At 62.8% G+C, this 21265-nt stretch carries 25 protein-coding genes; 18 read left to right on the forward strand and 7 right to left on the reverse strand.

Annotated elements, in window-relative coordinates; genetic code table 11:
- Positions 1-144: 144 nt before the first annotated feature.
- Positions 145-1296: a tyrosine-type recombinase/integrase gene (locus JIP62_RS06925; RefSeq protein WP_201104243.1), complete on the reverse strand. Its 1152-nt coding sequence runs from the start codon at positions 1294-1296 to the stop codon at positions 145-147.
- A gap of 493 nt (positions 1297-1789) precedes the next feature.
- Here JIP62_RS06925 and JIP62_RS06930 point away from each other — a divergent pair, with 493 nt between their 5' ends.
- A complete protein-coding gene (locus tag JIP62_RS06930) occupies positions 1790-2038 on the forward strand; it encodes a hypothetical protein (RefSeq protein ID WP_201104245.1) in 249 nt (82 codons plus the stop codon).
- Here the strand turns inward: JIP62_RS06930 and JIP62_RS15335 are convergent.
- The 6 genes from JIP62_RS15335 to JIP62_RS06960 all read right to left on the reverse strand — a co-directional run bounded on the left by JIP62_RS15335 (position 2008) and on the right by JIP62_RS06960 (position 5830).
- Positions 2008-2427 (reverse strand): thermonuclease family protein, encoded by a 420-nt coding sequence (locus tag JIP62_RS15335; RefSeq protein ID WP_201104247.1) that lies wholly within the window; start codon positions 2425-2427, stop codon positions 2008-2010. The two genes, JIP62_RS06930 and JIP62_RS15335, sit on opposite strands and share 31 nt — an antisense overlap.
- Positions 2424-2696 (reverse strand): hypothetical protein, encoded by a 273-nt coding sequence (locus tag JIP62_RS06940; RefSeq protein ID WP_201104249.1) that lies wholly within the window; start codon positions 2694-2696, stop codon positions 2424-2426. Before JIP62_RS06940 ends, JIP62_RS15335 begins: the two co-directional genes overlap by 4 nt.
- Positions 2693-3448, reverse strand: a complete 756-nt coding sequence (locus JIP62_RS06945; RefSeq protein WP_201104250.1) for a hypothetical protein — start codon at positions 3446-3448, stop codon at positions 2693-2695. The genes JIP62_RS06940 and JIP62_RS06945 overlap by 4 nt, the downstream gene beginning before the upstream one ends.
- Before the next feature lie 79 nt (positions 3449-3527).
- Entirely contained in the window at positions 3528-4634 is a 1107-nt protein-coding gene (locus JIP62_RS06950; RefSeq protein ID WP_201104251.1) for a helix-turn-helix domain-containing protein, read from the reverse strand.
- Between the two features lie 199 nt (positions 4635-4833).
- Complete coding sequence (locus tag JIP62_RS06955; protein WP_201104252.1) at positions 4834-5253, reverse strand: hypothetical protein; 420 nt, start codon at positions 5251-5253, stop codon at positions 4834-4836.
- A 64-nt stretch (positions 5254-5317) separates the two neighbouring features.
- Entirely contained in the window at positions 5318-5830 is a 513-nt protein-coding gene (locus JIP62_RS06960; RefSeq protein ID WP_201104253.1) for a hypothetical protein, read from the reverse strand.
- A gap of 107 nt (positions 5831-5937) precedes the next feature.
- On the opposite strand from JIP62_RS06960, the gene JIP62_RS06965 reads away from it, so the two are divergent.
- The 17 genes from JIP62_RS06965 to JIP62_RS07045 all read left to right on the forward strand — a co-directional run bounded on the left by JIP62_RS06965 (position 5938) and on the right by JIP62_RS07045 (position 21235).
- Positions 5938-6384 carry a hypothetical protein gene (locus tag JIP62_RS06965; protein WP_201104254.1) on the forward strand — a complete coding sequence of 149 codons (447 nt, stop codon included), beginning with the start codon at positions 5938-5940 and terminating at the stop codon, positions 6382-6384.
- Positions 6381-7793, forward strand: a complete 1413-nt coding sequence (locus tag JIP62_RS06970; RefSeq protein WP_201104256.1) for a replicative DNA helicase — start codon at positions 6381-6383, stop codon at positions 7791-7793. The genes JIP62_RS06965 and JIP62_RS06970 overlap by 4 nt, the downstream gene beginning before the upstream one ends.
- A complete protein-coding gene (locus JIP62_RS06975; RefSeq protein WP_201104258.1) occupies positions 7790-8818 on the forward strand; it encodes a hypothetical protein in 1029 nt (342 codons plus the stop codon). The genes JIP62_RS06970 and JIP62_RS06975 overlap by 4 nt, the downstream gene beginning before the upstream one ends.
- Positions 8819-8884: 66 nt before the next feature.
- Positions 8885-9700, forward strand: coding sequence for a hypothetical protein (locus tag JIP62_RS06980; RefSeq protein WP_201104260.1), 816 nt, complete (start codon positions 8885-8887; stop codon positions 9698-9700).
- Between the two features lie 51 nt (positions 9701-9751).
- Positions 9752-10246, forward strand: coding sequence for a hypothetical protein (locus JIP62_RS06985; protein WP_201104262.1), 495 nt, complete (start codon positions 9752-9754; stop codon positions 10244-10246).
- 1671 nt (positions 10247-11917) lie between these two features.
- On the forward strand, positions 11918-12355 hold the full coding sequence (locus JIP62_RS06990) for a P27 family phage terminase small subunit (RefSeq protein ID WP_201104264.1): 438 nt from the start codon (positions 11918-11920) through the stop codon (positions 12353-12355).
- Positions 12342-14141: a terminase large subunit gene (locus JIP62_RS06995; protein WP_201104266.1), complete on the forward strand. Its 1800-nt coding sequence runs from the start codon at positions 12342-12344 to the stop codon at positions 14139-14141. The genes JIP62_RS06990 and JIP62_RS06995 overlap by 14 nt, the downstream gene beginning before the upstream one ends.
- A gap of 10 nt (positions 14142-14151) precedes the next feature.
- Positions 14152-15420: a phage portal protein gene (locus JIP62_RS07000; RefSeq protein WP_201104267.1), complete on the forward strand. Its 1269-nt coding sequence runs from the start codon at positions 14152-14154 to the stop codon at positions 15418-15420.
- Between the two features lie 52 nt (positions 15421-15472).
- Positions 15473-16255, forward strand: coding sequence for a head maturation protease, ClpP-related (locus tag JIP62_RS07005; RefSeq protein ID WP_230974890.1), 783 nt, complete (start codon positions 15473-15475; stop codon positions 16253-16255).
- Between the two features lie 27 nt (positions 16256-16282).
- Entirely contained in the window at positions 16283-17539 is a 1257-nt protein-coding gene (locus JIP62_RS07010) for a phage major capsid protein (protein ID WP_201104271.1), read from the forward strand.
- A gap of 63 nt (positions 17540-17602) precedes the next feature.
- Complete coding sequence (locus tag JIP62_RS07015; RefSeq protein ID WP_201104273.1) at positions 17603-17989, forward strand: hypothetical protein; 387 nt, start codon at positions 17603-17605, stop codon at positions 17987-17989.
- Positions 17958-18587, forward strand: coding sequence for a head-tail connector protein (locus JIP62_RS07020; protein WP_201104274.1), 630 nt, complete (start codon positions 17958-17960; stop codon positions 18585-18587). The genes JIP62_RS07015 and JIP62_RS07020 overlap by 32 nt, the downstream gene beginning before the upstream one ends.
- A gap of 400 nt (positions 18588-18987) precedes the next feature.
- The gene (locus JIP62_RS07025; protein WP_201104275.1) at positions 18988-19353 is read left to right on the forward strand and encodes a head-tail adaptor protein; all 366 of its coding nucleotides are present in this window, start codon (positions 18988-18990) and stop codon (positions 19351-19353) included.
- On the forward strand, positions 19343-19855 hold the full coding sequence (locus tag JIP62_RS07030; RefSeq protein ID WP_201104276.1) for an HK97-gp10 family putative phage morphogenesis protein: 513 nt from the start codon (positions 19343-19345) through the stop codon (positions 19853-19855). The genes JIP62_RS07025 and JIP62_RS07030 overlap by 11 nt, the downstream gene beginning before the upstream one ends.
- Positions 19852-20271, forward strand: coding sequence for a DUF3168 domain-containing protein (locus tag JIP62_RS07035; RefSeq protein ID WP_201104277.1), 420 nt, complete (start codon positions 19852-19854; stop codon positions 20269-20271). The genes JIP62_RS07030 and JIP62_RS07035 overlap by 4 nt, the downstream gene beginning before the upstream one ends.
- A 38-nt stretch (positions 20272-20309) precedes the next feature.
- A complete protein-coding gene (locus JIP62_RS07040) occupies positions 20310-20774 on the forward strand; it encodes a hypothetical protein (protein ID WP_201104278.1) in 465 nt (154 codons plus the stop codon).
- Positions 20774-21235 carry a GTA-gp10 family protein gene (locus tag JIP62_RS07045; RefSeq protein WP_201104279.1) on the forward strand — a complete coding sequence of 154 codons (462 nt, stop codon included), beginning with the start codon at positions 20774-20776 and terminating at the stop codon, positions 21233-21235. The genes JIP62_RS07040 and JIP62_RS07045 overlap by 1 nt, the downstream gene beginning before the upstream one ends.
- Positions 21236-21265: the final 30 nt, after the last annotated feature.

Raw genomic sequence — 21265 nt, forward strand, 5'->3', positions numbered from 1 at the left:
GCCGAGTCCGCTAACCACCCATCTCAGACATTTATAGGGTCAGCTTGGCGGCCTAGCCAAACGCCCCGGTTTTTGTACCTCTCCGGCCGCACCGCCGCCTGCTGTGCCGCAAAATGGGCCCGTAGGCGTGAGACAAAATCCCCATCACCCGGTCTTTTTGTCACTTGAGGTGGTGTCGCTCGACGCGGCAGAAAATGCGTTTGCGTGAACCTTGGCTAAGCCGTTGCGCACGTCCCCCTCTACAGCATGGGCATAGACCATGGTCGATTTGATATCGGCGTGCCCCAGCAGGGCCTGGGCGAGGCGCAGATTGCCGGTCGCCCGCAGCATCTGCATGCCGCTGTGGTGGCGAAGATCGTGGGCACCCTTCATCCCCTTGGCCGCGCGCAGGCCCGACCGCGTCATGGCGCGGCGAAGCGCGATCGAGGCCCCGGCATAGGTCAGGGCCCGCAGGACCGTCTTGCCGCCCGGCCCGGGCAGGCGCCGCTCCCGAAACCACACCGTTTCCAGATTGGCCGCCTGGGCCCGTCCCTTCCGTGCGGCCAGCATGGCGGCATCCTCAGGCAGTAGCGGCACGATGTGATCGTCGCCGCCCTTGCGCTCGCGCAGCTTCACACGGGCATTGCCCAAGTCGAAGACGTCGAGGTCATCGAGGGGAAAGAATAGTTCGGACAGGCGGCAGCCGTAGCGGGCGGCCATGTCGACCAGGTCATGCCAGTGAGGCCGCAGCTGCGCCTTCACCTGGTCCAGCTCGTCGCCGGCGAACTCACGCGGCTTGGGCTTGGGCTCCTTCATCCGAAGCGCCTGCCAGTCGATCTCGGGGAGTTTGGCACCCCAGACCTTTCGCGCGCGGATCAGGATGGGGCGAAGGGAGTCGATCATGTCCCGGTTTACCGTGCCGGGCTTGGGCAGATACTCGCGGGCGTCGTCGGCCTTTGACCGTTTGAACCCCTGCCCTCGCCGGGTCTGGATGGCCCGGGCAACGACATCGGTGGTGATAGCCCCGATGCGGGTCTGGGGGCCGACGGCCATCACGGCGCGCTCGATGCGGGCTTCCAGCCGGTCTCCGCCGCGAAGGGTGGATCCATGCTCTGCCCACCATCTGCCGGCAGCCTGGTCGAGGGTCATCTGGGCCGCGTCGTCCAGTTCGCCCATAGCCGCCTGGCGGCGGATGCGGCGTTCTATTTCTTCAGCTGCGCGGCGCGTTTCGACGCCCGTCGAGCCGTGAAATCGGCGACCCTTTTGCTGGAAGTCGTACTGCCAGTACGGACTTTTCGGGGTGCGATAGACGGACATTGGTTCGCACTTTCTGTCAGGAAGGCACGGATGTCACCTTCGGTGTAAGCACGGACGCCTCGCGCCCCGCGAAGGACGGCCCTGATCAATCCGGCATCCGTCATTTGGCGTAGGGTCTTCACGTCGTAGCCGAGCAAACGCGCGGCAGCGTCGGCTGTGATCGTACAGGCGTTCCCAAAGGCTGCGAAGATCAGCGCCTCGGTTGCGGGGCCAATTCTAGGCACCTGTACCTCGAGAGTGGCACCCATTAGTCCACTCTCCAATGTGAAGTGGCTTGTCGGTCGGCGGGCTGTCCTCTGTCCACCCCCCATTTGGTAGCCGGAAATCCAACCGGGGTACGCCGACCATGACAGAGCGAAGCGGCAGCCTTTCGATTCCGCGAGGTCACCGTGCGTTGCCGGTCCACCCCCTTTTCGCAAAGCGTCAGGTTCGCAAGCGCGTTGCCGGTTTCAGGACGGTCTGAGACTGGCGGCTTAACCGCTGAGAGACCGACGTGGAACTCGACCTGAAACTGAAGATCGGCAATGGCGTGGGCTTGGGCGCGCTTATCATCCTGGGCGCCTTCACCCTCGGAGGGATCGCGCTCAGTCAGACCCATGGTCGGGAGGACGGCGAATTGGAAGTGAGCCTTCGCGCCGGGCCTGCTTCCGAAGCGATGAGCGAACCCGGCATGCAGGTGCCGTTGCGGCGGCCCGAGATCAGCGCGGGCCCTCAACGCCAAACCCCTCTGGAAGCGCGCTGAGCGTCTCTCTGCTCATCGCCATAGGTGTTCCGGTGAATGGGGTCGCTGATCGCCAAACCCTCCCGGACAAGGGTTTCTCCCATGTCCCTGCCTCCGACGGTGCAGACAGCGACGATGCGTCCATAGCGGTCGCGATCAACCTCGGTACAGGAGGCACCGTCGGCGGCCAGCGCACGAGCCCTCTCGCGCGCAGCAGGAGCCCAGCGCCTAGCCACGTCGGAGCACGCCCATATGCCCGGCTGCTGGCGGCACCGCGTGAAGGGACTGACCTCCCCCGCATCGATGCCCTGGAGGCGTATCCGATGCTGCTCGCCGTCCGCCGTGATGCAGCGACCGGAGTCACCGTCCGACATCAGGAGCGTGGCACAGATGAGGGGGAGGACGATCATGTCGTTGCCTCCGACCGCATGATGTTTGCGGCGAGTTGGTTGAGGCCGGCCATTTCGAGCAGCTTTGGGCTGTCCTTTGCCAAGCTGACGTAGCTCGCCGCTCGATCGTCGTAATAGGCAGCGCGGGCCTCCCGATCGGAGGGCCTGAGACGTGCACGCTCAAGGAGCCGGTCGGTGGTGAAGGCGATTGCTCGTAGGGCGCGTTCGGACGCGGAAAGCTCCGCAATGAGGGGCGTTTGGTCGTTCGCAACGGAGGCTGGAATGCTCATTGGACCTCACTCTTGGCCAGACGGCGAAGCGACTCGTACAGGGACGCTGCGATCGTCAGCGCGTCAGTGTGGGTAGGATAATGGCCGTTCTCGATCTCCATGAGCCGGGAATAGGCCTCAACCTGGCGGACGGCTTCCGCTGCGCTGTCCACACGCACGTTCATGATGGCGATGGCCAGTAGATCCCGCTTGTCCAGTGCGGCCTGCCAGGCCGCATCAGCCGCATCTAATGCGTCCATGTCAGCCTGCCAGCCGTCGGGCATTGCCCGGGCAACGGCTGACTCTTTGTCCTTGGCCCACTGGTCCCAAGCGGCCAGATGGGGCTTCGCCTTGAGGCCGGCCTCGGCACAATGCTTGATCAGGCTGGCCCGATCGGATGGGACAAAGGCGTCCCGCTTGGCACAGTCGACGACCTTGCTGCTGCCGTCAGCATAACGCAGCTCCATGCTGACCATCTCCTTGGCCGGATCGAGAGGGAACTGCAGTTTGGCAGGCGCAGGCACTAATGCCTCGGCTTCATCGGCGAGGTCGTCATGGTCGTTCCAGACCATGGCAGCCGCCTCTGCAGCGGTGTGGGTATCCCTCACTCGGGCGTATTCGCCCTGCATGAAGGCGTCGGCGGCGGCTATGGCCTTGTCCAGAGCTGACTGGCGGCGCTTCGGGGGCATTTTGGCGGCGGCCAGTGCACGCTCGGCCGCGGTGACAACTGATACTGCATCGGTCACGCGCGAGGTTTGGGTTTGGGCCAACATCTATAGCTCCATCGAGTTGATGAATAACGCTACAGATCGTATCGCAAGCCGTCAATAGCGCACGATATTATTCGTATCGTTACGATGGCTCGTCCTCGCGTTTCGCCCAATACGCGGCCGCGATTTCGCTATTCTCTTCATGGATCATACGGCGTTGCCCCGCCCTGTCCTGCTCCCAGCGCTTAATTTCTTCGATCCCGATCTTTGGAGCGGGCCGGCGGGTCAGGCTGCCGACAATCAGCGCGCTGATATGGGGCAAATCCTCTTTTGAGGTTTCCTCCATTCTGATGGGCGGACTGTCGCTAGTAAGAGATCTGAGCAACCTAACCCCGTCCCGGTCAACGTCGATCACACGTGCGGAGACATTGTCGAATTCGCCTCTCGTCCGGACCACTATGACGTGATCGCCAAGGCCTATAGGAACGGCAGACCGGTCAACACAGAAGATGATTGTTCCGTCTATATAGGTTGCTGCTTTAGCTGAGGTTCGAACCTTAAACGCCTCTACCATTCCCTCGGGAAACCGGGGGTCAGTGTAGCTCACGCGTTCAGCATAACCCTCATCGGTCCGCACATAACCGTCGCCGCCTTGACCCTCGTTGGCAGGAAACCAACTGTTATCATCGACCCAGCCACTGACATAAACGAACTCGCCTATCTCTGAGGTGAAATCCGTTGAAGGCTCATCTTGTCCCTTGCCAGTTAGAAGCCACATTTGCGCAACTCCGTATCGCCGGGCGTAGCGCTCTAGATCGTAATAACTGACGCCGTTGCGCCCCGCTTCGTGGGCCCGAACTGTAACGTCCTTCATCTCCAGGGCGTCAGCGGCCTCTTTGGCGGTAGCGAAAATGCGCTTCCTGGCCTGCTTGAGCCGCGCGCCAACCTGTTCCTTAGAATGGGCTTCCATCATATCGCCCATACCATCCAACACGATACGATGCGTATTGATTTGTGCGATACAAATGATAACGTAGTGCCCATGACTGTCTCCGAAATCGTGAAGCGGCTCGGCGGTGCTGCCGCTCTTGCCGATGCAATCGGCCTGCCAGCCTATGGTGTGGGAGCTTTGCGTGTTCGCGCTTGGTGCCAAAGAAACGCGATACCCGGCCAGTATTGGGCAGCCATCTCTGCCTATTCGGGCGACTCCCAAAAGGGCGTGACGCTCGAGGTGCTGGCAGCCACGCATGCCGTTTCAATGGTGAGGGCTGCGTGACCCAAGGTCTCTCGCAACGCGCACCTTTGGGCCTCAGCCACGCGAAACCATTTCCGGCTGCTGGTACGATCGACCTGAGCAGCTCGAGAGCATGCACCAGCCGCCACGGCGTGTCTGATTGCTTGGAGAAAGAGTGCATCAGGCTCCGGCCCATCGTTTCCCGGCCCCATCCTCATCGAACCTTCTCCTCGATCTCAATCAGAGGCCAGGTATGCGTTTCCGTCAGGATGGCGCGGGCCTGCTGGATCATGGCCATGGCTTCGCGTCTGCCGAAGTCCGGTTCGACCTGTGAGCGGGACCAGACCTCCATCAGGTCCAGCTCGCCGCTGATTAGGGTCTCATACGTTTCGCAGTCGACTTCGTCGGCCCTGGCCACGTCGGCATCTAGCCAAAGCCGCAGGATCATTTCCAGCGCGAGGATGCGCAGCTCCATCCATTTGGTCAGGGGTCTGCGATCGCCCGGCTCATACGAGAGAGCCGGGAGCGGTTTGCCGTCCATTTTTCGGCGCACCCGACGCGGCATTACGGCTGCCTCCAGCGTCTTGAGCCGCGCGTCTGTCAGGCGACGCCAAGCCTCGTTCTGGTCGTCCATCACAGGGGGCCTGCATGACGCATGACGCGTTGCACTTGATCAATTGGGCACTGATAGGCGGTGCTTACCTCGTGGGTGTGATCAACATTGTTCTCGCACTCAGCGAAAAAAGTCGGCCTTGCGCTTCGACCTCCATCCGCAGACGCAATGGCTCTTCTTCGTCTACCCACCTCAAAAACACTGCGGCCTCCGAAGCAAATGACGGGGACGGCAGGTGATCCATCTCGACAAGAATCTCGCGCGCTGCCGTCATTGTGGTCAGGGCCACCGTATCCACATCGGGCTCGTTGTGACTGTCGCGGCGAACTGGGACCTGGCGTTCCGCTATCAGCGCCGCCTCGAATTGGCTTTTGATTATCCTCGCCCTCAGCTGAAGCTGCGAGGACCGGTCCTTCCCATCGTATGTGATGAAAATGCGCCAGATTCCTGGCCCGAAACGACTGGCTTCCGCCCTTATGCGGTTGTTGCGTGCGTCCCAGCCCGCCCAAGCCTGCCAAGAGAGATGGCCGACACTGATCAACAGTGCTGCCCAAGCGGCACCAGACTGCAGCCAGTCGGTAATAGTCGAGGTTTCCATCAATCGAGAGCATGGGGTGGTCCTTGGCGTCTGTCGAGGCTGACCATGATCGCCTATGCGTCCACTGTCGCGTGCGAACGGCGGGGCATTTTGCAACGGTGTTCGGCATGACGAAGGTCCGTTGCCCATCGTCATTCGCCGATGCCGTGACCCGAGTGGCCGGCCGCTTGGGCTGGGATGGTGCGGCCCAGGCTGTGGGCAAGGCAGAACGCACGGTTCGCAACTGGTCCGACCCTGACACGGGTGCCCAGCCGACCGTCGAGGATGCCCTGCGCCTGGATGCCGAGTATCTGGCGGCGGGAGGTGGTGAGCCCCCCATGTTGGCAGTCTATCAGCTGCGGCTGGAGCGTGCGGCTGCCCCTGCCGCCGATGCTGCCGAGCTCACCGCTGCCGCTGCGCTCGCCGCAAGGGAAGCGGGAGAGTTCACCGCGGCGATGATGGCGGCATCCCAACCGGGTGCGTCACGCGTCGATAGGCAGATCGCCGTGCGTGAGGGTCTGGAAGCAGCCGCCGCCATTACCGCCACGGTGCAGAAGCTTGGAGAGGCCGCATGATCCAGTCCCTGTGGAATGCCGAGGTCGAGCTCCATGCGCTTGCGGCCTCCATCTATTCACCTGGCCAGTGCGATACCGCTTTCGAGCGCCTTACGCCCGAGGCCTTCGTCGACCCGGTTCATTCGAGGATATGGGCTGCCGTTCTCGATCTGCGATCCTCGGGTTCGGGTATGGACCCGCAGGCGATCGCCCATCGTTTGGGAGACGACAGAGGCTTTAACGAATGGGGCGGTGTCCGGGCGCTGTTCGATGTCATCGAAAAGGCTTCGCCGCTCGCCATCGACTCGCTCACCGGCATCCTTTGCGATCTTCAGACCCGACGCGCCCTCGATGCCCTGGGTGTGGAACTTGTGGCACGGGCCCGAGATACGGCCGATGAAACCGGCGATGCGATTCTGGCCACGTTCGAACGCCGTGCCGCCGAGGTCGCTCAAAAGACGAGTGTGGACACCGCCTGGCTGCAGGCCGGTGACATGATCGAGGAAGCCATCGCGACCGCCCGTGCCCGAAACGGAGCCATCCGCTACCCGGTGGGTATCAGGGACGTCGACAAAATCCTTGGCGGCCTGAATGCGGGTGAGACGACAATCGTCGCGGCCTGGACCGGCATGGGCAAGACGATCGCAGGGCTTCAGATCGCCAAAGCAAACGGCAGTCTGCGCAAGGGCGTCGCCTTCTTCTCGCTGGAAATGGGCGCGGCTCCCATGGGCATGAGGCTGGCCTGCGACCTAGCCTATGACCGCTCGGCTCCAGCCTTTAGCGGGCGGACCACGAACATCACGATCAACCGCGCGATTGCGGGTGACCTGAGTGAGGACGAGTTCGCCAGACTGACAGTCGCGCAACAAACCGCGTCGCGATGGCCGATCCATTTCGACGTCCGACCTGGCAGGACGGTCCAGCAGATCGAGGCGGCCACCGTCCGGCTGCACCGCGAGTGGCGACGCGTCGGCATCGAACCCGGCCCGGTCATCATCGACCACATCGGAAAGATACGCCCGACGCAGGACCGCAAGGGCAATGTCACAGCGGAGACGCGTGACGTCTCAAACGATCTCGACATCATGGCCAAGCGCCTGGGCGTCCCGGTCGTCGCCCTGTGCCAGCTCAACAGAACCGTCGAAAACGGCCCTTCGAAGGACAAGCGCCCTAGCCTGTCCAGCATCAAGGACTCGGGAGCGATCGCTGAAAATGCCCGGCAGGTCATCTTCATCTACCGGCCCGAGTACTACTACCGGGAGCCGTTCGAGCACGAAGACATCATGGCCAAGGCCGAGCGCCTGGCCGAGCTCCAGAAGGTGAAGAACCACTTCTACTGGATCATCGACAAGAACTCGAACGGGCCGCGTGGCCAAGCCTTGTCCTACTGCATGACGGACTGCTCGGCGGTCCGGGATTGGACCTCATGACCGAGCCCCTGACCCCCGCCGATTGCGACCTGCAGGACTTCCCGTTCATGCCGCTGCATGTGGCGCGCCTCCGCGATAGCGATCTGGCGAGCGAGGAATGCCCGGAAGCCTGCTGGTATGCCTTGTTGCTCTGGGCTGCGTCCTGGCACCAGATCCCAGCCGGTTCTCTGCCCGACAATGAGGCAGTGTTGACCAAGCTGATCGGCCTGGGCCGTGACGTCCGGACCTTTCGGAAGCATCGCGCTGGGGCCATGCGCGGCTTTGTGAAATGCTCCGACGGTAGGCTGTATCACCCGGTCGTGGCCGAGCAGGTTCTGGAGGCGTGGGAACGCAAAAGGCAGCAGCGTTGGCGCAGCGAACTGGCCCGCATCAAGAAGGCGAACCAGCGCAACAACACGAACTATCCGTCCCCGACCTACGAGGAGTTTCTGGCAGGGGTGTCCCCCGAACCAGAGCCTCCAGGTCCCCCGGTTGTCCCTGGGGACACGGGCGCATGTCTCTCGGGACAATTGCTCCAAGAGACAGGAACAGGGACAGGGACAGGGACAGGGACATCTAAAGAAGAAGAGAGCTTCGCTCTTGTCGCTGACGCGACGCCAGCCGAACCCGAACCGAAGCCCAAGCTCGATTACCCCCAGCCCTTCGAGGCGGTCTGGAAGGCCTATCCGCACGTCACCGGCCGATCGCGAAAGGCGGAGACGCTGGCGCAGTGGCGCAAGCTCCCGCCGGCAGACCGCGAGGAGCTACCGACGCTCATTCAGCGGTTCCGGTCGCGCGTCAGTGAGGTCTGCGGAGATCGTGGTGCCCCGTGCATGGCCCGGTGGCTGAGGGATGGTCGGCACCTGAATTGGCGAACCCAGGAGAGGCCTGACGACGTCAGCGACGACGTTTGGGTCCAGGTGATCGATCTCTGGCGACATGGAGAGGCGTGGCCCGACCATCTGGGCCCCACTCCCGACGAGCCCGGATGCCGCGCTCCTGCCAGTTTGATCGCATCAGGCGGTGACTTGGCGATCGCAGCATGAAGCCTGTCGCGGCCCCTTGAGAACACACTCCCAACTCCCCTTGCCAGCGACGCTGGCCACCAGCCCATGACCGAGAGAGGCAGCCTAAAAATGGCCAAAGGCACCAAGAACCGCATCCGGAAGGGCCCCCTCGGAGGAAGGCCTCGCCAAGATGGCGAACGCTATCCGAACGGTCGGCTGAAGCCGCCCGGCCCCAACGCGCGGAGTGTCGAGGTCCGCCAGGCCTTCGGCTTGAACAAGCTGAACCAGCGGTTGGTCCCTTTGGACGTGGCCCATGCAAACGGCTGGATCTCGAACGAAGATTATCTGACGGGACTCCGCTTCGCGAGCCTGCACCGCCTTGCTGGGTTCGCCCGTCCTGGCGGCACCGTGTCTTCGCTTCTGGAAGTCGACGTTCCAACGGAGGTGTCTCTTTCGGTCACCCTGCATGCGAAGTCGTTTTTTGCAGGCCTGCCACACGCTGAGCTGGTGGCACTGTGGGACAGGGTGTTTGATCGGGCCGAGCGCGACCCAGTCGAGTCTGATCAGGCCTCGGTGACCGCAATGCTGAAGTGGAAAGCCGCCTGTTCGGCGATGACGCTGTCGGAGCGATCGGAGGTCACCGATGTGTGCGTCAACGACAGTTTTCCGCAGTGGCTCATTCAGCGGTCGGCAGGGCGTGAAGGCACGGCCTGGGAGCGGAAGCGGGATCTGCTGCTGAGCGGCTTGGGCAAGGTGCGGCAAGCGTTGCGTTCGCCCCGAGCCGCTGAGCCGTACACCGCTCCTCAGCCGTCAGCGCAAGCCAACGGTCGGGCCTACACCGAGCGCACGGTCTATGTCGATGAAGAGACCGGTGCACAGGTACTTGAGGTCGAACGCATTTCGAGGCGCGCGGCAGCTTGACTGCACACCTTCAATCCCAGGAACATAGCAAGAACAACAGGAGCGATTCCTTTGATCCGACTGCTTGATCTGCCAGGTGCCGAACAGCTTCACGCGCGCCTCGAGCTGTGCCCCCATCTCGACACCTCATCCGACGAAAGAACCCGGCAGCTAACCGTGAGCGTCCTCAAGTCACTAGGCTTCGGTCTGGACTATTGGGGCGCAGCCGACATTCCGCAGCCAACACCGGAAGAGGAAGCCGATGACCTGACCGGCGCATCGGATGAGTTCGATGAATATGACGCTGCAACGCTGATCGAGTTTTGGCGCTTGAAGGGCTGGGACATCCGCGCGCCTAACGGGGCAGTTGTGAGCTTCTACTGGTCCGTCGTCCGGGCCATGATCGCAGTTCAAGTGGGGCAAGGACCACTTGATAGGATGTCGATAGAAGCTGAGCTTTTCAGGCAAAAGAAGGCTCTCGCTGGAGAGACCGACCCGCGCCTCAAGAAGCAGAACCGTGCCTTTCTGGATTTCGGGCCTCGAGAACGGCGGCGGCGTGTCGGCTGATCGCAGTGGGCCGGTCAATCGAGCGTCTGACACAGACCGTCGCGCTTCAGCACGGGGATGCTATGTTGGGGCATGACCCATGAAGAAGAGCTCCTGCACTGTGTCAACCAGAGGCAGGCGGCGCTTGACCGCCTCGCCCTTATCAAGCGCGGCGTCCGATATATGCGAGGCGTGCCTGGTCAGCCGACCACGGATGTGACGGCCAAGAGCAAAGAGCACGATGAGGCGAACGTCGCCTACTGGACCAGACGGCTCGAGCTTTTGGGGTATGGGAGCGATGACTAAACGGCATCGCGCGGAGAAGCCGTTGGACACCGCGAAGGCTTTGTTTTTTGCAGCCTGCACCTTAAGTTAGCGCTGGTCTTTCGAAGACATCGTTGGCTCGATCAAAGCCTTCGTGCCCGAACACGCGAAACGTGGCCCTTACAACCAGGGCAAAGCCTGTTAGCTTCGTCAAAGTCCGGCTGGCATAGGGGATTTTGGTGCGCTTTTTGATGTTGCTCGCAGCGCTCTCTATAGGGGGCTGCGCCACTTCCGATAACAAAATCTATCCCGGTCTGTTTGGGCAAAATGTAGTTGGGAACGCTGCTTACGTGACGATTAGCAACGTCTGGAATGAGATGGATGCGCTCCCGCTAGCTGACCGGCACTGTGCTCAGTATCAGAAAGTCGCGCGCTTCAATCGTATGGAGAGCTATCGGGCGATCTACGACTGCGTGGTTCCCTAGCGGCTTCGGTCTCAAGGTTAGACATTTGATGATATCGCGTCCACTTGACGGACCGGTCAAAGCGTACCACAGTGACTGCACAAAGTTCATCGTGGACCGTTCCACGCAAGAAACCCCGGACCTTGCAGGGCCGGGGCTTTCTGTTTCTGGGCAGGGTGGCTGAATGCAGAACGTCCCACGCCCATGACAGCTTAGGACGCTCTGCATCGAGCTCGAGCTATTTGCGCTTTTCCTTCTCGTGCTCTTTCGGCTTCCTCTCGGCCTTTTCCTTGGTGGTGAAGCGACCCGTTTCAGAGTTGCGGTAGTTGGGCGTGGGCGCTGACTTCTTGGCCATGGTGATGGCTCCTTGAATGACCGGTGGTGGTCGAGGCCATCGGATACCCGTCCATGAGTCGTCTCAACGCACGACGTTATCTTCGCTGTGGGCAGACCACTCCATCGGCCAGAGGGGACGTGACGGCCAGATCGCACAGACTTGAGCGCAGTGCTGAGGCTCAAACCTATCGCCACCTTTACAACCAAGCCCGATGGAAGGGGCCCAACGGTCGGCGGCGACAACAGCTAAGGATCGAACCGCTATGCCAGATGTGTAAGGCAGAGGGCCGCACCACAGTCGGCACCGTCGCAGATCACGTCATCCCTCACAAAGGCGACCTAAGCCTGTTCTGGGAAGGTGAGCTCCAGACGCTCTGCGATGCCTCACCATGGCGCTGCCACTCCAGCAGGAAGCAGAAGATCGAAGCCCTGGGATATGAACCAGGCTGTGATTCTTCTGGACGGCCAAAGGATCGAGCCCACCCCTGGAACCGACCCCGCCCATAGTCAGGGGGGGGCACAGAGAAGTTCAGAAACCAGTCGGATGAAGACCGGCGGGGTCCCAGCGTTCGCACCGAGACGTGTTTCGAACCTAAAAGTTGGGACCCCTACGTAGTAGGGGACTTGCATGGACGTCATTCCCGGCACTGGCGACATCGTCCCGGAACCGCACTGGCGGATGCTCCTGACCGATGACCTAGAGGTCGCAGCGGCTGGAGATTACTGGCGGGTCGTGATTACGGAGATGCGGGAGCGGAACACGCTTTCGCCAACGAACCGCCACGCTGTTCAAAGGCTCGTCTTGGCCTACATCAATTTCGACCGGTCGAGCCGCGAGGTCGCCGAGCAAGGCGCAGTGACGAAGCCGCGACGGGGTAACACCAAAGCGATCGCGCGTATCAGCCCGCACTTCACCGCCATGCGCGAGGCGGGTTCGGACGCAGCGGCGCTAGAGGCTGAGCTGGGTCTATCGCCTCGCCGCCGGGCCACGGCGGGAAAGGTCGAACGGAAAGCGAGGTCGGCTCGTGCGTCGGACTCGTATCTCAAACCGGTTGCCCGTTCCTGACGCCACCACGCGGTGGGCGCAGGACGTCGTTGCTGGCCGCATCATCTCGGGCGAGTTCGCGAAACTCGCGGCGGCCCGACATCTGAAGGACTTGGCAGAGAGCCCTGGCAATGGATTGCGGTTCGATGTCGAGGCAGCGGAGCGCGCGTTGGGGTTCTTCCCCGCTGTTCTCACCGTCACTGCCGGTGCCAAGGAGGGTCAGCCGTTCCTCCCTCTGCCCTGGCACGTCTTCGTCGTCGGCAGCCTGTTCGGTTGGAAGAAGGCCAGCGGTCGGCTCCGGTTTCGGCGAGCATGGCTGGAGACGGGCAAGGGCCAGGCCAAGTCGCCTCTGATGGCGGCAGTCGGCCTCTACATGATGGGATGGCACGGCACCGCGCGCAGCGAGGTCTATGCCATCGGCCAGGACCGGGCCACGGCGAACGTGCTGTTCAAGGATGCGGTCGCCATGTGCCGCGCCAACTTGCCGGACACTCCTGAAAACGAAAGCGACAGCCTTGTCAGCCGGGGTGAGGTGCTTATCCGAGGCGAAGGTGACAACGCCTGGAAGATCGAACACCCCGACACCGGATCGAAGTTTCAGGCTCTGGCCAACGGCGAGGCGATCTCGGGGCCGCGCCCCACACTCGTCACCGCCGACGAGATCCACGAGTTCAAATTCTCCACGCCGATCGAAACTTGGCAGCGCGCCATCGCGAAGATGCCCGGCGACGCCATGATGTTGCTTGGGACCAACACCCCAGCCTCAACCCAGCTAGTCGGGACCAGCTTCAGCGAGCTATTCCAGCGGGTCCTTAAGGGCGAGATTCAGGACGACGAGGCGTTCGCCTTCATTGCTCGCGTCGATAAGGCGGACCGCGAGACGATCTTCGACAACGAGGCGGCATGGGTGAAGGCCCTACCCGCGCTCGACATCACATTCCCAGTCGAGAACATCCGCGGCGAGGTGATTTCGGCCCGGTCGATGACCTCCACGGCCATGTCGGTGAAGCGCCTCTACTTCGGCATCCCAACCGGAGCTGTTGATTTCTGGATTGAGGAGGAGGCGTGGGCCGCCTCGCTTGGCGAGGTTGATCCAGACGACTTCCGGGGTTGCCCATGCTGGGCGTCCCTCGACCTCTCGAAAAAAAACGACCTCACGGCCCTAACGATCGTCTGGCTGAAGGCCGGGAAGCTCTACGCCAAGACTTGGTATTGGACGACGAAGGACGGCTTGGCCGACCGGGAGCGCAGGTCCGGTGCGCCAATCGAGCAGTGGGTCGCCGATGGCCATGTGACCGCCAACCCCGGCGCGGTGATCGACAAGACATTCGTGGCGGCTCAGGTCGCCCAGATTTTTGACCAGCACGAACTGCAGTTCCTGGCCTTCGACGCTGCGATGATCGAGGATTTCATCGCCGCTTGTGAGCAAATCGGGTTCCCGGTCTGGCGCTGGAAAGGGCCGAAAGAAACTGAGGGCGAAGGCTTGAAGCTGGTCGCCCACGCCCAAGGCACGCGGATCATGTTCGAGGATCGGCAGCTTTGCATGCCGCGCTCAATCGAGCGCTTCGAAGACGCGATCCTTAAAAAGACGGTGGTGATCGACAACAACCCGGTGACCTACTTCTGCGCCGGCAACGCCCTTGTGGTCGAGGACGGCCAGAAAAACCGGGCTTTCGACAAAAAACGCTCCCGCGGCTGGATCGACGGCCTGGTTACCTCTGCCATGGCGGTTGGTGCAGCGCTTTCAAATGAACGTCCTGGCGAAGGGCCTTCTGTCTACCAGGGTCGCGGACTCCTGATCCTCTGAAGGAGGGCCGATGGCAATCTGGGATCGCTGGTTCTCAAAAGGGCCCGCCGAACAGCCTCGCAACACCTTTCAGGATGCGACCGGCGGGGTTTTGATCAGGACCTCGCAGGACCTGGAAGAGGCGCTTCGCGGTGGCGTGGTTTCGGCGGCTGGCGTTTCGGTGACGCCCGACACGGCGATGCGGGTTGCAGCGGTATTCGCGTGCGTCCGTCTTCGCTCTGGCGTGGTGGCGAATATGCCGCTCGCGGTGAAGCGCCGTGTTGACGAGCGGACGCGGGAAGATGCTTCAGATCACCCGTTGTGGACAGTTCTCCGCCGTCGCCCGAACCGTTGGCAGACGCCTTCGCAGTTCCGACGGATGATGCAGGCGCACCTCATGTTGAGGGGCAACGCCTATGCGATGAAGGTTGTCTCGCGGGGCAATGTGATTGAGGTGGTTCCGCTGCACCCGGATCGGGTCGAGTGTAAGCAACTAGAAGACTTGTCCCTGTCCTACACCTACACCCGCGCGGATGGCCGGAAGGTCACGCTCGGGCAAAGTGACGTTTTCCACCTTGTCGGACTGACCCTCGACGGCGTTCACGGGGTTTCGGCCCTCACCTACGCCCGCGAGACGATTGGCCTGTCGCTGGCCATGGAAAGCCACGGGGCTTCGACGTTCAAAAATGGCGCTCGGGTGAGCGCTGCGCTTTCGCATCCGAACAAGCTCGGCCCTGAGGGTCAGGAGCTTTTGCGTTCAAGCCTCGACAGCTTCCGTTCCGGCGGTGAGCAGGACGGCAAGACCCTGATCCTCGAAGAGGGAATGACCTACACGCCCATGGCCATGACGGCTGAGGATGCTCAGTGGATCGAAAGCCGCAAGTTCTCGCGGACTGATATCGCCATGTTCTTCGGCGTTCCGCCGCACATGATCGGAGACACGGAGAAGTCAACGAGCTGGGGCACGGGCATCGATAGCCAGACCCAAGGCTTTGTCACTTTCACGTCTGAGGATGATCTGACGACTTGGGAAGAGACGATAAACCGGGATCTGATCTCGGATAGCGAGCCCGATCTGTACGCGCTGTTTAACCGGGCCGCATTGGTACGCGGCGACATCAAGGCTCGCTGGGAGGCGCACGTCAAAGCCCTTCAGTGGGGTGTGTCCAGCCCGAACGAAGTCCGCGCCCTGGAAGATCAGAACCCGCGCGAGGGCGGCGATATCTATTACGACCCGCCGAATACGGCTGGCGGAACCCCTGACAATGGAGGGACGAATGAGCCTTCGCAAACTGCCTGAGGCCAAGGCCTTCCAGAAGCCCTCCAACTTCCAATGGGACGCGCCTTCGGATGTGCTGGCTAAATGGGCTGAGAGCCCCCAGGCGGCAGAAGCCGACGATCCGAACACGATATCGGTCTACGATGTGATCGGGGAAGATTTCTGGACCGGCGGCGGCTTCACGGCGAAGCGCATGGGCGCAGCCCTGCGAGCGATCGGTAAGAACGATGTCACGGTCAAGATCAACTCGCCCGGCGGCGACATGTTCGAGGGCATCGCGATCTACAACCTCCTACGGGACCACCCTGCGAAGGTGACGATTGAGGTCATGGGCTGGGCTGCATCGGCGGCGTCGATCATCGCTATGGCTGGTGACGAGATCAAAATGGGCCTGGGCACCTTCATGATGGTGCACAATGCGTGGGGCGTGGTCGTCGGCAACCGACACGACATGCGAGACGGCGCGGCCGTGTTCGACGGGTTCGACAGTGCCATCGCGGACATCTACGAGGCCCGCACCGGTATGGACCGGAACGCCATCGTCAAACTGATGGATACGGAGACCTTCATGGGTCCGTCCGAGGCCGTGGAGAACGGCTTTGCGGACACTGTGGACAGCAACCGTACCGAGGCGAGCGCCAGCGCCGCCGGCCCCCCTGGCCGGGCCGTCATGGCTCGTCGCAGAACGGAAGCTGCCTTGGCGAAAGCCGGTGTCTCCCGCAACGACCGTTCGGAGATCCTTTCCGAACTCATCGCGACCCCGCGTGATGCAAGTCGCCAGCCTGAGGCCGCGCGTGATGCAGGCCCCGACCTCGCCGCCGTTCAGCGGCTCATCGACTGCATGACCCCGGCCTAAGGCCGACTTTCACCAAAGGAAAAGACTATGACCCAAGCGAACCGCATTCGCGGTGTTGTCGCCGCTCGCGCCGATGCCGACCCGAACAAGATTCTGAACACGCTGACGAAGACCTTTGAGGACTTCAAGGTTGCCAACGACAAAGAGCTGGCCGACCTGAAGAAGGGCCAGGCCGACGTCGTCCAGACCGAACAGGTGGACCGCATCAACGCGGAAATCACCAAGCTGCAAAGCGCCGTGGACGAAGCCAACAAGAAGGCAGCTGCTGCCATCGTTGGCGGAGCGGGCTCGGCTGTCGATCCCGACAAAGCCGCTCATGCTACTGCGTTCGACCGCTTCTTCCGCAAGGGCGATGCGGCTGCCAACATCCGCGAACTGGAAGTTAAGGCCAAGCTGACCACGCAGTCCGACCCGGACGGCGGCTACTTGGTTCCCGAACAGACGGAAGCCGGGATTGATCGTGTCTTGGGCACTGTCTCGACCATGCGCAGCCTAGCGCGCGTTGTCAGCATTTCGGGCGACACCTACAAGAAGCTGGTCAACATGGGCGGTGCGGGTGCTGGCTGGGTGGGCGAAGAGCAGTCTCGTCCCGAAACCGCGTCGCCGACTCTTCGCGAAATCGCCATCAATGCGAAAGAACTGTACGCCAACCCGGCTGCGACCCAAACGCTGCTGGACGACGCCCGCGTGGACATCGCGGCCTGGCTTGCCGACGAAGTCTCGATCGAGTTTGCCGAACAAGAGGGCGAAGCCTTCGTGACCGGCGATGGCGTCCTGAAGCCGCGCGGCGTCCTGTCCTACACCAACGCTGCCAACGCCTCCTACGCATGGGGCGGTCTAGGCTTCATCGCCTCGGGAGCTGCCGCCGCCTTCGCGTCGTCCAACCCGTCCGATGCCCTGATTGAACTCTACTACGCGCTGAAATCCGGCTACCGGAACGGCGCGTCCTGGCTGATGTCGGATGCCGTCATGGCCAGCGTCCGAAAGTTCAAGGATGGCCAAGGCAACTACATCTGGGCTCCGCCTGCGGGAACCGCCGAGGTCGCTACCATTCTGGGCAAACCCGTCTTCAATGACGACAACATGCCCGCTCTGGCTGCGAACGCCTTCCCGGTCGCCTTCGGCAACTTCCAGCGCGGCTATACTATCGTGGACCGCTTCGGCGTCCGCGTTCTGCGTGATCCCTACACCAACAAGCCCTTCGTGCACTTCTATACCACGAAGCGCGTCGGTGGCGGCGTGACAAACTTCGAGGCCATCAAGCTGTTGAAGTGCTCGACCTGATCTGACGGCGGGCGACTTCGGTTGTCCGCCACCCCTTCCCCCATTTTTTTAAAGGACAGGTCCATGAAAGACCTTCATTCCCATCTGTCGCCGATTGCGGCGCTTATCCCGGCTGTTCAATCTGCCACTGCCACCTCGTCTGCAATCGATTTGCAGGGCTTCAACAGTGCCGAAGTCCTGATTCAGACCGGCGCTATCGCCTCCGCTGGCGACTTCACCGTGAAGCTGCAACATTCCGACACCGCTACGTCGGGCGACTTTGCCGACACCGCTTCGACCGATCGCTTGGGCTCGTTCCCGGCGTCCCTGGCTGCGGACAGTGTCTATCGTGTCGGCTACAAGGGCGGGAAACGCTACGTCCGCACCGTGGTCACGAAGAACGGCGGCACGTCGATCATCGCGGGCATCACGGTTCTGCGTGGCCATCCTGCCGATGGGCCGGTGGCCTAAGATGAACGGACGGGTCATGCACGGATCGTATGCGCCCGTCCGCACGTCTGCGCCTTCGGCTACGCCGGTTTCGGTGGCAGAGGCCAAGGCGCACCTTCGGGTCGATCACAGCGACGATGACACGCTGATCGGCCTGCTGATCAACGCTGCTACGTCGGAGCTGGACGGCTGGACCGGCATTCTTGGCCGCGCCCTGGTCACCCAATCGTGGTCGCAGACGTTTGACGGTTTCGAATCTCGGCTTCGTCTGCCACTCCCCGCTGCCACGGTCGCCAGCGTCGCTTATGTGGCCGCGGACGGCGACACGCAGACGATGGATGGCGCGGACTATGTGTTGCGTCATGACGCCCTGGGCTCGTTCGTCGAAACGTCGTTCGATGTGTCTTGGCCTTCGACCCGCGCGCAATCCGGTGCTGTTACGGTGACTTTCACCGCTGGAACGGCTGCTGCGGACGTGCCGGGCGCATTGAAGGCGGCTCTCTTGCTGAGAGTCGGGGATCTATACGCAAACCGGGAGGCTGGCGTTGACGGTTCCGCCATCGCCATCAACCCGACGATTCATGTGCTGATCGCCCCGTTCCGCCGGGTCGGGGTGTGACATGCGCGTCCGTTTCCTCGTTGATTATGATTATCGGCCTTCAGGTGATGCCGGGGTAACGATCGGCTATCGCGCAGGCATGGAGGTGTCTGTGACACGCGAGGCGAGAGGGCGCGCGATAGCCATCGGCGTGGCGCAGGGGCTCGAGTCTGCCAGGACCCGTGATGATCTTCTGTCCCTCTTCCGTGAAAGGGCCTTTTGATGGCGTGGGTCAGGTTCAGGAGGAAGTTTAACTGGCGCGTTCCCGGTAAGGGTGTGTCGTTTCTCAGCTATCCGCCGGGCGATTTTTCGGTGAAGCGCAAATGCGCGGATGATGCGATCGCGGCGGGTGCCGCTGATGCGCTGCCGACGCCCAGTCGGGCGCAGCCCTCTGTCTCCGCCAAGCCTGCGGGGGTCGCCGATGGCGCTCGCTCCGAAGGCTTCTGAGCTTCGCGACAAGGTCCGGTTCGAGCGGCGGGCCAGCGGGGGGAACATCGGCGGGGTCGTCAAGGGCGGCTGGGTGGCCCTGGGCATCGAACGGTCGGCGCGCGTCGTCGCGCGCATGGGCGGCGAGGGGGTGCTGGCCGCGCGCCAGAATGCGGCCCAGCCCTTCGAGATCACGGTCCGATACGACAGTGGGACGCGAACGGTCACGACCGATGACCGGATCGTCGATGCCCGCGACCCCGCTCGCGTCTGGGGCATCAAGTCGATCGGCGAGGTCGAGGGCGGCCGTGACCGCTGGCTGAACATCCTTTGCGAGGCGGGAGGCACCGATGGCCGTTAAGGGACTGGATCGCCTCAAGCGACAGATCGCCGCCCTGCCCAGGCTGCAGCGCGAGGCAGCGGCGACCTCTCTGGAACAGGGCGCGGCCGAACTGGCTAATGCGATTGCGCGGGCTGCGCCTGCGGGCACGGGCGATCTGTCCGCCTCGATCGGCTGGGCGCACGCTGGTCAGGCGCCCGAGACCTCGGCGACACAGGCCATTCGAAAGACCCCGACGGCCCGGTCTGCGGCGCTCGGCAACGAGGGTCTGGCGGTCGAGGTCTTTGCCGGAAACAACGTCGCCTTCTATGCCCGTTGGGTCGAGTTCGGCACGTCCCCCGGTGTTCGCGGAGCCTCGACCACCAATCCGACGGGCCGCACCCGCAAGGTCGCACGGACCCATCCCGGCAGCCGGGCCCAGCCCTTCTTCTATCCGACGGTGCGGGCCCTGAAAAAGCGTCTGAAAGGCCGCGTCGTCCGCACGGCGAACAAGGCCGCCAAGGCGGCGGCGGCGATCAAGTGAACCCGGTTCGCCAGGGTCAGGTCGCGATGGCGGATCGGCTGCTGGATACAGCCGCCGTGACAGCCATCGTCGGGAACACGACGGACGGGCGCGCGGTGTTCGCGGGAGACGGGTTTCCTGACGTCTATCCGAGGGTCACCCTGGATGCGCCGCAGTGGATCAAGGGCCTGGCCTCCTGCGGGCGGTCCGGCGAGCTGATCTTCACCCTTCACAGCTGGGCGCAGGGTCCGGACAGCAGCCTGGTCGCGGGGGACCTGGCCGATGCGGTGGAACTGGCGCTGGATGAGCCGTTGGCCCTGGCCGGCTGGCGCGTGTCGTCGGCGCGGTTCGACGGCAGCCGCCCCGTGGGCGACCCCTCGCCCGGCATCGAACATTTCGTTTCGACCTATCGTCTTTCGGTCCAGCGCACCGCCTGACCGCCACCCGGCCGCGAGGCCAAGTCCAGGAGGCCACCATGCCCGATGTCTATGCCGAGCATATCGCCGGCGAAAAGCTGCTGTTCCTGATCCGCACCAGCGCGGACGGGGTGATCCCCGCCGTCTATGGGGCTTCGTGCTCCATCAACACCAATACGAAGCTGGACCTGACGTCAGAAGTCTATGAGGGCAGCCGGGCCAACTGCACGGACCCGTCCAAGCCCGCCAAGAAGGTCCGGCGGGTCAAGGGCCTGGACGTCAAGTTCACCGGTTCCGGCATGGCCGATGCCGCTTCGCAGAAGACCATGGTCCAGACCTGGGCGGCGGGCGAGGCCGTCCCCGGCAAGATCGTCCAGGACACGGGCGGCGCGGGCGGCTGGGAGGTCGAGGGGACGTGGATCTTCGACAGCCTGGGCATCGGCGGCGAGCATCGCGAAGACCAGGCGTTCGACATCTCGATCTCGACGACCGGCGACTTCGAGTTCGACTTCGGCATCGCCTGATGTCCCATTCCGCACACATCACCCGCTTCCTGGGCGAGGGCGATTTTCCCTTCGCCCTGACCATCGGCCCGGCCGAGGACCTGGAAGCCCTGCGCGGGGACCGACTGCGCCAGGCCGGATTAGGGGCCGGTGCCGGGGCTTTGATGGCCATTCAGTCCCGGCTGGCCTCTGGCACCTTCCTGATCGACGACGTGCGCCAGACCCTTCGGCTGGGCCTGATCGGGGCGGGCATGGAGGCCGAGGCGGCTTATCGCCTGGTCGAACGCAGCCTGAAACCGGGGACGCTGGTCAAGGCTGCGATGGTGGCGGGTGATGTGATCGATGCCCTGCTGAGCGGCGATCCCGATGATCGGCCGGGCGACGATGCGGAAAAGCGGGAGGGGTCGCCGGACCCAGTCCAACCCGGCTGCCCGACGGACGATTCCGATGGTCCTGGTTCTATGGACAAGGAGCCGTCCTAGGCCTGTCCGCGCAGGAGGTCCGGGCGACCT

The sequence above is a fragment of the Brevundimonas vitisensis genome (genome assembly GCF_016656965.1).
Classification (GTDB): Bacteria; Pseudomonadota; Alphaproteobacteria; order Caulobacterales; family Caulobacteraceae; genus Brevundimonas; species Brevundimonas vitisensis.